The 12,215-nt window shown below is 64.9% G+C and carries 10 protein-coding genes; 4 read left to right on the plus strand and 6 right to left on the minus strand.

Features of this window, described 5'->3' with window-relative positions; all coding sequences use genetic code 11:
• Positions 1-79 precede the first annotated feature (79 nt).
• A complete protein-coding gene (locus H6X51_RS13705) occupies positions 80-1,390 on the minus strand; it encodes an ATP-binding protein (protein ID WP_328795676.1) in 1,311 nt (436 codons plus the stop codon).
• Positions 1,387-2,112 (minus strand): osmolarity response regulator transcription factor OmpR, encoded by a 726-nt coding sequence (gene ompR / locus H6X51_RS13710; RefSeq protein ID WP_185268053.1) that lies wholly within the window; start codon positions 2,110-2,112, stop codon positions 1,387-1,389. The genes H6X51_RS13705 and ompR overlap by 4 nt, the downstream gene beginning before the upstream one ends.
• Before the next feature lie 177 nt (positions 2,113-2,289).
• On the opposite strand from ompR, the gene H6X51_RS13715 reads away from it, so the two are divergent.
• The 4 genes from H6X51_RS13715 to H6X51_RS13730 all read left to right on the plus strand — a co-directional run bounded on the left by H6X51_RS13715 (position 2,290) and on the right by H6X51_RS13730 (position 7,755).
• Entirely contained in the window at positions 2,290-4,617 is a 2,328-nt protein-coding gene (locus H6X51_RS13715; RefSeq protein WP_185268054.1) for a Tex family protein, read from the plus strand.
• Positions 4,618-4,623: 6 nt separating this feature from the next.
• Positions 4,624-5,025 (plus strand): PaaI family thioesterase, encoded by a 402-nt coding sequence (locus H6X51_RS13720; protein ID WP_185268055.1) that lies wholly within the window; start codon positions 4,624-4,626, stop codon positions 5,023-5,025.
• A 49-nt stretch (positions 5,026-5,074) separates the two neighbouring features.
• Entirely contained in the window at positions 5,075-6,646 is a 1,572-nt protein-coding gene (gshA, locus tag H6X51_RS13725) for a glutamate--cysteine ligase (protein ID WP_185268056.1), read from the plus strand.
• A gap of 131 nt (positions 6,647-6,777) precedes the next feature.
• The gene (locus H6X51_RS13730) at positions 6,778-7,755 is read left to right on the plus strand and encodes an NADPH:quinone oxidoreductase family protein (RefSeq protein WP_185268057.1); all 978 of its coding nucleotides are present in this window, start codon (positions 6,778-6,780) and stop codon (positions 7,753-7,755) included.
• A gap of 150 nt (positions 7,756-7,905) precedes the next feature.
• On the opposite strand, the gene trmL is transcribed toward H6X51_RS13730, so the two are convergent.
• From trmL to H6X51_RS13750, 4 genes are all read right to left on the minus strand, one after another.
• Entirely contained in the window at positions 7,906-8,370 is a 465-nt protein-coding gene (gene trmL, locus H6X51_RS13735) for a tRNA (uridine(34)/cytosine(34)/5-carboxymethylaminomethyluridine(34)-2'-O)-methyltransferase TrmL (protein WP_185268058.1), read from the minus strand.
• A 250-nt stretch (positions 8,371-8,620) separates the two neighbouring features.
• Positions 8,621-10,054 (minus strand): nitrogen regulation protein NR(I), encoded by a 1,434-nt coding sequence (gene ntrC, locus H6X51_RS13740; protein WP_185268059.1) that lies wholly within the window; start codon positions 10,052-10,054, stop codon positions 8,621-8,623.
• The gene (gene glnL / locus H6X51_RS13745) at positions 10,051-11,136 is read right to left on the minus strand and encodes a nitrogen regulation protein NR(II) (protein ID WP_185268060.1); all 1,086 of its coding nucleotides are present in this window, start codon (positions 11,134-11,136) and stop codon (positions 10,051-10,053) included. Before glnL ends, ntrC begins: the two co-directional genes overlap by 4 nt.
• A 242-nt stretch (positions 11,137-11,378) precedes the next feature.
• Entirely contained in the window at positions 11,379-12,002 is a 624-nt protein-coding gene (locus tag H6X51_RS13750; RefSeq protein WP_185268061.1) for a DUF4124 domain-containing protein, read from the minus strand.
• Positions 12,003-12,215: the final 213 nt, after the last annotated feature.

Here is a 12,215-nt window from a genome sequence, read left to right on the forward strand (position 1 = left end):
GGTTTGCACGGTGGGGCAAGTATCGCCGGCGTAGCGTAGGTCCACTACACGCCGGCCTGCACCGGTACCCGGTGGCAGCTCACAGCGTCGGCACCGGAAAACGCAGTCGCGCCTCGGTACCACCACCGCTGCGGTTGAGCAGTTGCACGCTGATGCCATGGCTGTCGGCGATGCGCTTGACGATGGCCAGGCCCAGGCCGGTGCCCTTGGTCGAGCGCGCCCGGTCGCCGCGAATGAACGGCGTGAACAGGTCTTCCCCTTCGCTCTGGTCGATACCCGGCCCGCGGTCGAGCACGCTGACCACCACGCAGGGCTGGATGGCGCTGCGCTCCAGGTGACTGGAGATTTCCACGCCGGTGCCGCCATGGTTCAGTGCATTCTCGATCAGGTTGGTCAGCAGGCGCTTGATCGACAGACGGCGCAGCGCCAGTTCCGGCACCGGCTCCAGGCACAGGCGCACCAGCTGTTCGCTGGCGTTGACCGGCGTGACCACCTCGCGAATCAGTTCATTCAGGTCGCAGGGCTCGCACGGCTCGGCGCTGCCATCGCGGATATAGGCCATGAACTGATCGAGAATGGCGTCCATGTCCTCGATATCGCGGATCATGCCCTCGGTCAGTTCCGGCTCGGCGTCGGACATCAGCTCGGTGGACAGGCGCATGCGCGTCAGCGGCGTGCGCAGGTCATGGGAAACGCCGGCCAGCAGCAGGGCACGGTCGCTGCTGGCCTGCTCGACATCCTGCGCCATCTGGTTGAAGGCGCGATAGACCTCGGCGATCTCCGCAGGCCCGCTGGTATCCAGCAAACGTACGCTGTGGCCCTGGCCAATACGCCGGGCGGCCTGGGCCAGGGTCTGCAGGGGATGGTTGAGCTGGCGCACGAATATCCAGGCGGCGGCGGTCGACAGCATGACGATCAGCGTCAGCCAACTGACCACCAGCCAGACCCGCTGGCCACGCAACGGGTGGGCATACAGCGGCACCTTGAGCCACTGCTCGCCGTAGCTGGGCTGGTGCACCCAGATCGCCGGCTGCTCCTGGGTCTGCACGCGGATTTCGGTGCGGTCGCCCAGTTCATTGCGCAGCTGGTTGGTGAACACCCCGGAGTAGGGCCAGTGGATTTCCCCGCTCGGCACCTGGCTGTGGTGCACCAGTTCCAGGCCGGTGATGTTCTCCAGATCAGCGCGTGCCTCCGGGCCGCTGGCCCAGTAGGCGTGCACCAGCATGGCGGTGCCGTGGCTGTACTGGCGATCGACCAGCAGGTCCTCGTTGCTCACCAGGTACACCAGGGTGAGGATCTTGGAGAACATCAGGGTCAACAGGACCAGCAGCAGGGTGCGGGCAAAGAAGCTGCGGGGCAGCAACGGATGCCAGCCGGGGCCGCCCTTCACTGTTGTTGGCCATCCGGCACGAACACATAGCCCACGCCCCATACGGTCTGGATGTAGCGTGGCTTGGACGGATCGGGTTCGAGCAGGCGCCGCAACCGGGAAATCTGCACGTCGATGGAGCGTTCCAGCGCATCCCACTCGCGGCCACGGGCCAGTTGCATGAGCTTGTCCCGGGTCAGCGGAATGCGCGGATGATGCACCAGCGCCTTGAGCACGGAGAATTCACCCGAGGTCAGCATGTGCACCTCCTCGCCACGGCGCAGTTCGCGGGTCGACAGGCTGAGCACGAAGTCGCCGAAGGTCACTTCGTTGTTCTCGGTGGTGGGTGCGCCGGGAATCTGCGGCGCCTGGCGGCGCAGCACGGCCTTGATGCGGGCGACCAGCTCGCGCGGGTTGAACGGCTTGGGCAGGTAGTCGTCGGCACCCAACTCCAGGCCCTGGATGCGGCTGGTCTCGTCGCCCTTGGCGGTGAGCATGATGATCGGCGTGGTGGTGCCGCGCTCGCGCAGCCGCTCGCAGGCCTTGAGGCCGTCTTCGCCGGGCAGCATCAGGTCCAGCACGATCAGCGAATACAGTTCGCGATCGAGCAGGCGGTCCATCTGCACGGTATCTTCCACGGTGCGGACACGGTACCCCTGCTCGCTGAGAAAGCGCTCCAGCAGGCGCCGTAGCCGGGCATCGTCATCCACGATCAGAATCTTTTCGCCTTCAGTATTGGTCATTCGCAGCACCGTCTTTATCGAAGGATGTAATTGTCGCTGATGCCAGTGGTACAGGGAGTCGGCCATTGTTACAAGAGGTTTCGCTGGCGTTTGGTGTGGCCGGCGCACGGGAGTGCAATCCGGAGCGACGACTCGGTTATACTGCCGCGCTTGAGATAACTGATGTGGATACAGACCATGGACAGTATTGCCTCGCGTATCGCCGCCGAACTGGCGGTGCGCCCCGAACAGGTTGTCGCCACCGTCGCCCTGCTCGACGAAGGCGCCAGCGTGCCTTTCATCTCCCGCTATCGCAAGGAAGTGACCGGCAGTCTGGACGATACGCAGCTGCGCCAGCTGGAAGAGCGCCTGCGTTACCTGCGTGAACTCGAAGACCGGCGCAAGAGCATCCTGGCGAGCATCGACGAGCAGGGCAAGCTGACCCCCGAGCTGGAGCGCGATATCCGTCAGGCCGAGACCAAGACGGTGCTGGAGGACCTGTACCTGCCCTACAAGCCCAAGCGCCGCACCAAGGGTCAGATTGCCCTGGAAGCCGGCCTCGGGCCGCTGGCCGAGCAGCTCTACGCCGACCCGAACCTGGACCCCGAGCAACTGGCGGCCGGTTTCGTCGATGCGGACAAGGGCGTGGCCGACGTCAAGGCGGCGCTGGACGGTGCCAAGTACATTCTCATGGAGCGCTTCAGCGAGGATGCCCGCCTGCTCGAGCGCCTGCGCCAGGCCCTGCGCCAGGACGGCCGGGTGGTATCGCGGCTGGTCGCCGGCAAGGAGCAGGAGGGCGCCAAGTTCCGTGACTATTTCGAATACGACGAGCCGCTGCGCAACGTACCGTCGCACCGCGCCCTGGCGATCCTGCGCGGGCGTAACGAGGGTGTGCTGAGCATTGCCCTGGAACTGGGCGAGCCGGATGCGCCGGCCAGCGCCAGCCATCCCTGCGAGGGGCTGATCGCCGAGACCGCCGGCATCAGCAATCAGGGCCGGCCGGCGGACAAGTGGCTGGGCGAGGTGGTGCGCTGGACCTGGCGCGTCAAGCTGCTCGGGCACATGGAGACCGAACTGCTCGGCGAACTGCGCGAAGCAGCCGAGGACGAGGCCATCCGGGTGTTCGCCAGCAACCTCAAGGACCTGCTGCTGGCGGCGCCCGCCGGCCCGCGGGTGACCCTGGCCATGGACCCCGGCCTGCGCACCGGCGTCAAGCTGGCGGTGGTCGATGCCACCGGCAAGCTGGTGGACACCGCGACCATCTTTCCGCATGCGCCACGCAACCAGTGGGACCAGTCGCTGGCAGTGCTGGCGGCGCTGTGCAAGAAGCACCAGGTCAACCTGATCGCCATCGGCAACGGCACCGCCTCGCGGGAGAGCGACAAGCTGGCCGGTGACCTGCTCAAGCTGTGCCCGGAACTGAAGATGCAGAAGATCACCGTCTCCGAAGCCGGCGCCTCGGTGTACTCGGCTTCCGAGCTGGCGGCCAAGGAATTCCCCGATCTGGATGTGACCTATCGCGGCGCGGTGTCCATTGGCCGCCGCTTGCAGGATCCGTTGGCCGAGCTGGTGAAGATCGAGCCCAAGGCCATCGGTGTCGGCCAGTACCAGCATGATGTATCCCAGGTGAAGCTGGCGCGTAGCCTGGATGCGGTGGTCGAGGACTGCGTGAACGCCGTGGGAGTGGATCTGAATACCGCCTCGGCGGCGCTGCTGACCCGGGTCTCCGGCTTGAACCCGAGCATCGCCCAGAACATCGTCGACTACCGTGACCAGCACGGCGCCTTCGGCAGCCGCCGCGAGTTGCTCAAGGTCAGCCGGTTGGGCGAGAAGACCTTCGAGCAGGCGGCCGGCTTTCTGCGGGTAATGAACGGCAGCAATCCACTGGACGCCTCGGCGGTGCACCCCGAAGCCTACCCACTGGTCAACCGCATCGCCGAGCAGACCGGGCGCGATATCCGCAGCCTGATCGGTGACTCGGCGTTCCTGCGCAAGCTCGACCCGGCCCGCTACACCGACGAGCACTTCGGTATCCCTACCATTACCGACATCCTCGCCGAGCTGGACAAGCCCGGCCGTGACCCGCGCCCGGAATTCAAGGCCGCGGTCTTCCAGGAGGGCGTGGAGAAGATCAGCGACCTGCAGCCGGGCATGGTGCTGGAGGGCGTGGTCAGCAACGTCGCCAACTTCGGCGCCTTCGTCGATATCGGCGTGCACCAGGACGGCCTGGTGCATATCTCCATGCTCAGCGAGAACTTCGTCAAGGACCCGCGCGATGTGGTCAAGGCTGGCGATATCGTCAAGGTCAAGGTGCTGGAGGTGGATATCCCGCGCCAGCGCATCAGCCTGACCATGCGCATGAGCGACCAGCCCGGCGCCGCTGGTACCGGTCGTGGTGGCGCCCCGGTCGGTGAGCGCAACCGCCCGCGCCAGCCGCGTGCCGAGAAAAACCAGGCTGGCTCCGGAACACAGGCTGGTGGTACGTTTGCCAACCTGTTCGCCAACGCCAAGAATCTCAGGAAGTGACGCAGCATGAGTGAACATCCGAAACTGCAGGACATCAAGGACAGTCGCATGAGCGCCTTCACCCAACTGCTGGGGCTGGAGCTGGTCAGTCTTGACCGGGAGGGCTGCTGCATGCGCCTGGAAATCGGCCCTGCGCATTTCAATGCCGGCGGTCGGGTGCATGGCGGTGTGACCTTCTCGCTGCTGGACTCGACCATGGGCGCAGCGGTCTATGCGCTGCTGGACGCGCATGAATCAACCGCTACCATTGAGTGCAAGATCAACTACACGCTGGCGATCACTGGCGGGGTTCTGGAGTGCCGGGCCAAGGTGGTGCATGCCGGCACGCGGACCATGGTGGTCGATGGCGAGGTGTGGCAGGACGGCGCGCTGGCGGCCAAGTGTCTCGGCACTTTCGCCCGTATTTGAGCCGGCGATGGCCGGGCTGATCGTTTCCATTGTCTGAGGAGTGACGCGCTTGTCACCACTGTTGAAGCAACGCCTCGACCTGCTGGCGCAACCGTCACTGCGTGACGGCCTGCGTGACTGCATGCACGGTATCGAGAAGGAAAGCCTGCGTATCGACGCGCGTGGCGCACTGTCACAGCAACCGCATCCGCTGGCCTGGGGCTCGGCGTTGACCCACCCGACCATCACCACCGACTATTCCGAGGCGCTGGTCGAGCTGATCACCCCGGTGAGCCGCGATATCGGCGAGCTGTTCGGCCAGCTGGACGACATTCATCGCTTCGCCTACGGCGAGCTGGGCGAGGAGCTGCTGTGGACCGAGTCCATGCCCTGCCTGTTGCCGGCCCGCGACGAGGACATCCCGATCGCCTGGTACGGCAGCTCCAATGTCGGCATGCTCAAGCATGTGTACCGGCGCGGCCTGGCGGTACGCTACGGCAAGCCCATGCAGTGCATTGCCGGCATTCACTACAACTTCTCCCTGGCCCCGGCGCTGTGGCAGGCGTTGCAGCAGCAGGATGGCGATGCGCGCAGCGCCCAGGACTACCAGTCCGAGCGCTACGTGGCACTGATCCGCAACTTCCGTCGTTATGCCTGGCTGCTGATGTACCTGTTCGGCGCCTCGCCGGCGCTGTGCGCCAGTTTCCTGCAGGGGCGCGACCACCAGCTCCAGCCGCTGGGTGACAAGAGCCTGTATCTGCCGTACGCCACCAGCCTGCGGATGAGCGACCTGGGCTACAACAACGATGCCCAGGCTGGCCTTAACGTCTGCTACAACAGCCTGGAAAGCTACATCGTCAGTATGCAGAAGGCCATCAGCCTGCCGTACCCGCGCTATGCCGCGCTCGGTACCCACGACGCCGATGGTCAGTGGCAGCAGCTCAATACCAACCTGCTGCAGATCGAGAACGAGTTCTACAGTTCGATCCGGCCCAAGCGGGTGACCCGCAGCGGCGAGAAGCCGGTGCATGCGCTGGCCGAACGTGGCGTGGAGTACGTCGAGGTACGCTGCCTGGATATCGACCCCTTCGCACCGATGGGTATCGAACCGAGTACGGCGCATTTCCTCGACAGCTTCCTGCTGTTCTGCGCCCTGGCCGACAGCCCAGCGATGTCCGAGGCGGAATGCCAGCTGAGCGACGAGAACTTCGCTTTGACGGTCAAGCGTGGCCGCGAGCCGGGCTTGCAGCTGAACCGCAAGGGCCAACCCTGCAGTCTGACCGAGTGGGGCGAACATCTGCTGGACAATATCGCCGCCTGTGCCAGCCTGCTGGACAGCGCGCAGGGCACTAGCGCCTACAGCGACAGCCTGCAATTGCAGCGTGCCAAACTGCAGGACCCGGCCCTGACACCCTCGGCGCGGGTACTGGCGGAAATTGGCGGGCAGGGCGACAGCTTCTTCCGCTTCGCCCTGGCGCAGTCCGAGCAGCACCGCGAGCACTTCCTGTCGCGCCCACTGGGCGCACCGCAGCAGCAGGCCTTTGCCGCGGCCGCTCGTCAGTCGCTGGCCGATCAGGCGGCGCTGGAGGAGGCCGACAGTATCGACTTCGACAGCTACGTGGCGCGTTACCTGAGTCAGTGATGGCTGTCGGCGCGGCTTCTCTGACGCCGGCAGCTGGTTGTCTTATGCAGACCGATCAATCACCGGTATGGTGATTGACCCGGTTGCGGTGGGCGCAGCTAGACTGTGGAAAATCCAATCGAGGAGCCATCATGAAAGCCGTACTGTGCAAAGCCTACGGTCCCGCCAGCAGCCTGTCGCTGGAAGAGACCGCCGACCCGGTAGCCAAGGACAACGAGGTTGTCATCGATATCCACGCTGCCGGAGTCAACTTCCCGGATACGCTGATCATCGAAGGCAAGTACCAGGTCAAACCCGCATTCCCGTTCTCCCCGGGTGGCGAGGCCGCCGGTGTGGTGTCCAGCGTCGGTGCCAAGGTCAAGCATCTCAAGCCCGGCGACCGGGTCATGGGCCTGACCGGCTACGGCAGCTTTGCCGAGCAGGTGGCGGCTGATGCCTTCCGCGTACTGCCCATGCCCGATGACATGGATTACGTGACCGCCGCCGGTTTCAGCATGACCTACGGCACCTCGATGCATGCGCTGGCTCAGCGCGGCAATCTGCAGCCGGGTGAAACCCTGCTGGTGCTCGGCGCCTCCGGTGGCGTCGGCCTGGCCGCGGTGGAAATCGGCAAGGCCATGGGCGCGCGGGTGATCGCCGCCGCCTCCACTGACGAGAAGCTGGAAGTTGCGCGCAAGGCCGGTGCCGATGAGGTGATCAACTACAGCGAGGGTGACTTCAAGGAGAAGGTCAAGGCGCTGACCAATGGCCAGGGTGCCGACGTGATCTACGATCCGGTCGGCGGCGACCTGTTCGACCAGTGCATGCGCTGCATCAACTGGAAGGGCCGCCTGCTGGTGGTCGGCTTCGCCAGTGGCCGCATCCCGGAACTGCCGGTCAACCTGGCGCTGCTCAAGGGTGCCTCCGTAGTCGGCGTGTTCTGGGGCGCCTTCGCCACCCGCGAGCCGCAGGCCAACCTCGACAACTTCCGCCAGCTGTTCAGCTGGTTCAGCGAAGGCAAACTCAAGCCGCTGGTGTCCCAGACCTTCGAGCTGGACCAGTACGAAACGGCGCTGACCGCGCTGTCCACTCGCCAGGCGGTGGGCAAGGTGGTGATCAAGACCCGTTGAGGGCTTCAAGCTGTTCCGATTGCGCGGGCTGGCCTGGCGGCCAGCATCGCGCCGGGGCGGCGCTCCCACAGTACCGCGCGCTTGGAGCGACCCGGTAGGCCTTCCCATTGTAGGAGCGGCGCCTCGCCGCGATAGCGCTCGTAGACCCGCTCAGAGACTGCCGGCAAACCCCTGCTGGCGCCACGCCTCATAGACCAGCACCGCCGCACTGTTGGACAGGTTCAGGCTGCGATTGCCTGGGTGCATGGGAATGCGCAGCACCTGCTCGGCGGGTAACCCTTCACGCACTTCTGCCGGTAGGCCGCGGCTTTCCGGGCCGAACAGAAACATGTCTCCCGGCTGGTAACGCACCTCGCTATAGCATTGCCGGCCCTTGGTGCTGAGCGCGAACACCCGGTTGGGGCGGACGCTGGACAGGCAACTGTCCAGGTCGGGATGGGTCTGCACTGCCGCATATTCATGATAATCCAGCCCGGCGCGGCGCAGCCGCTTGTCGTCCAGCTCGAACCCCAACGGCTCGATCAGATGCAACTGGCAGCCGGCATTGGCGCACAGGCGGATGATATTGCCGGTATTGGGGGGAATTTCGGGTTCGAGCAGGGCGATATGAAACATGACGGGCTATCCGCAGGCAGGAAAACCCGGGGAGTGTAACCGGGAGGGCCGCTTGAAAATAGTCGGGAAAGGGCCGTGACGGGCAGACAATAAAAGTTCCAGGAGCAATTTCTAACGTCGTGTAGGGACGGCCCGCAGGGATGGCAGGCTATAAAAAAAGGCGACTCCAGCCTGCCTGAACCGAAGTCACCCCAAGTACACCCACTGTAGATTAAGCAGTAACCATGCCATTTTTATTGCAACGGCATGATCATTCGGTTTCATCCTCGTCCGAGGCCTCGACATTCAGCCCTAGTTCCTTGATCTTGCGGGTCAGGGTATTACGTCCCCAGCCCAGTAGCTGCGCGGCATCCCGGCGGCGGCCGGCGCTGTGCTTGAGGGCGGTTTCTATCATCACCCGCTCGAAGGCGGGTACCGCCTGGTCCAGCAGTTGGGTGACGCCGCGGGTCAGTTGCTGGTCGGCCCAATTGCGCAGATGTTGCTCCCAATCACCATCACTTGCACCGTGCTGGTGCTGGCTGAGCAGTTCCGGCGGCAGGTCCTCGGTCAGTACCTCGCGGCTGGAGGCCATCACGGTGATCCAGCGGCAGGTGTTCTCCAACTGGCGTACGTTGCCGGGCCAGGGCAGGGCGCTGAGGTATTGCTGGGTCTGCGGTTTGAGTACCTTCGGCTCCACTGCCAGCTCCCGCGCGGCGCGGGCCAGGAAGTGCTGTGCCAGGGCCGGGATATCCTCACGGCGTTCGGCCAGCTTGGGGATGTGGATGCGGATCACGTTGAGCCGGTGGAACAGGTCCTCGCGGAACTTGCCGGCCTGTACCAGCGCTTCCAGGTCCTGGTGGGTGGCGGCGATGATGCGCACGTCGACCTTGATCGGCGCGTGGCCGCCGACCCGGTAGAATTCGCCGTCGGCCAGTACCCGCAGCAGCCGGGTCTGGGTCTCGGCGGGCATGTCGCCGATCTCGTCGAGGAACAGGGTGCCGCCGTCGGCCTGCTCGAAGCGCCCGCGGCGTTGTACGGCGGCGCCGGTGAAGGCGCCCTTTTCATGGCCGAACAGTTCCGACTCCATCAGTTCGCGGGGGATCGCCGCCATGTTCAGCGCGATGAACGGACTGCGCGCCCGCGGGCTGTGCCGGTGCAGGGCCTGGGCCACCAGCTCCTTGCCGGTCCCCGACTCGCCGTTGATCAGCACGGTGATATTGGAATGCGACAGCCGGCCGATGGCGCGAAACACCTCCTGCATCGCTGGCGCCTCGCCGATGATCTCCGGCGTGTGCGCCAGTCCGTTGCCGGGCTCGTCGGCATCCTGCTCGTGGGTATGGGCCAGGGCGCGGCGTACCAGGGCCACGGCCTCATCGACATCGAAGGGTTTGGGCAGGTACTCGAAGGCGCCGCCCTGGTAGGCGGCGACCGCGCTGTCCAGGTCCGAGTGCGCGGTCATGATGATTACCGGCAGCTTGGGCTGCAGCTCGCGGATGCTCGACAGCAGCTCCAGTCCACTGGTGCCGGGCATGCGGATATCGCTGATCAGGACATCGGGACGCTGGTGGCGATGCAGGCGTGCCAGGGCACTGTCGGCGCTGTCGAAGCAAACCGGCTGCATGCCGTCCTGCTGCAGGGCCTTTTCCAGTACCCAGCGGATGGAACGGTCGTCATCCACGATCCAGACGTTGGCGGTTTGGCTCATTCTTCCTCCCCGGAGGTGGTTGGCAGCGGTAGAAACAGGGTGAAGGTGGTGCAGCCCGGCACGCTGTCGCATTCGATCAGGCCATGGTGCCGGGTGATGATGTTCTGGGTGATCGACAGGCCCAGGCCGGTGCCCTCGGCGCGCCCGCTGACCATCGGATAGAAGATGCTATCGACGATCCCCGGGGCGATGCCCGGGCCGTTGTCGGTGATCTCCAGGCGGCAGACCAGGCGGTGGCGGCGAGGGCCGATGGTGAACTGGCGCAGGGTGCGGGTGCGCAGGGTGATCTGCCCATCCCGGCCATCGCGCTCGGACAGAATCGCCTGCATCGCATTGCGCATGATGTTGAGTACAGCCTGGATCAGTTGTTCGCGATCGCCCATCAGGTCCGGAATACTGGGATCGTAGTCGCGCTGGATCTGCAACTGGCCCTGGGCCTCGGCCTGCACCAGGCTGCAGACGTGCTCGGTGATCTCATGGATGTTGATGCGCGACAGCGTGGGCGGCTGGTAGGGGCCGAGCATGCGGTCGACCAGATTGCTCAGACGGTCGACCTCCTGGATGATCACATCGGTGTAATCGTGCAGGGCTTCCTCGGGCAGCTCGCGTGCCAGCAACTGCGCCGCGCCGCGGATGCCGCCCAGCGGGTTCTTGATCTCATGGGCCAGCCCGCGCACCAGCACCCGGGTGACTTCCTGCTTGGACAGCTGCGCCTCCTCCTTGGTGATGCGCAGCAGGCGGTCGCGGGGCAGGATCTCCAGCAATATCCAGCTGCGCTCCAGGGCGCTGACCGGGGTCACCGAATAGTCGGCCATCAGGCACTGGCCATTGCTCAGCTGCAGCTGGGCCTCGCGCTTGGTGAAGGGGTGGCCGGAGCTGACGGTGTTGCGCAGCGATTGCAGCGAGGCCACCGAGTCACTGAACAGACTGGTGACATGCTGGCCGTTGACCCGCTGGCCACTGACCTCCAACAGCATCTCGGCCGCGGGGTTCACGTAGTGGACTCGCAGGGCGCTGTCCAGCAGCAATACAGCAGTGGTCAGGTTATCCAATATTTGGCGCAGGAAGTGCTCAGGCAGCATAGGCATTTATCCACGGCATGGGCGTGACGGTGATAAAGGAGCAACTGCAAGAAGCGCACCAGATTCCTGGATATTGCCGGCGGGCTGGTGCATTCGCTGCAGGGATACCGTCTGGCCCCGACTGACAGCGGACCCGTGCGGTGTTGCTCCCTTCGCTGATGGGCGGGCTGGGCCGATCAGCGAATGACTATGGCACGAAAAGAGTGCGTGCGCACCAAAATGGTGCGCAGTGTGGGGTGCAGTCAGCCTCCACTGCCTGGGCGAGGCACATTCGGTGCGCGCGGTGCGGCAGGGGCCTGCGGAGCCTGGTTGGCGCCACCCCGGCCCGGCTGATTGAGCGAGGTACGCTGCAGGTGCACGGTGATCGGCGGGCTGCGCTGCAGCTCCTCGCCCCGGGCATTGACCACCACCACGGCGATCTCATGGCTGCCCCGGTCGATGTTGTGCACGGTCAGTTGCTGCACGGCTGCCCCATTGCCGGGCACGCCGGTGGGGTTCACTGCACCGTCGATGGATACCTTCAGCAGATGACTGCCACTGAGTGGCGGATCGGTGGCGATGGTCAGGGTCAGGTCGCCCTCGTTGCTGCGGATGGCGCTGTCATGGGCCGGGTTGGTAATGCTCAGCTGGCGATAGAAGCTTTCCCGGGCCGGTCGCTCGGTGTTGTCGGGCGCGCTGCGCGTGGTGGTCGCCGGGACTGGCGCCACTACATTGGTGGTGCCCAGCTCGACGGTCTCCGCCCCGGGCCTGGGGTGGTCGGAATAGACACGATTTCCCTGCGCATCGGTCCAGGTATAGATCTGCGCCCCAGCGGGGCTGGCCAGCAACAGCAACGCGCACAGCGCGGGCAGTGGTAACCGGAACATGACATTCACTCCTTCGAAGATTGCCTAAGCGTTGCACTCAATCGGTGTTGTGGCAAGTGACAAGGCGTGCGGAGTGCGACAGGGTTCGCTTGGCGAGGCCGCCGGGTGTTGGGGGCAGGGCATGGCGTAGCGCAGGTGAGACTGTGAAAGTATCTCAGTTGTTCGGTAGGCTGGAGGTTGTTTTCCCTCTCACCGGTATGAAGCATGAGCCAA

This window comes from Halopseudomonas xiamenensis (assembly GCF_014219065.1).
Taxonomy (GTDB): Bacteria; Pseudomonadota; Gammaproteobacteria; order Pseudomonadales; family Pseudomonadaceae; genus Halopseudomonas; species Halopseudomonas xiamenensis.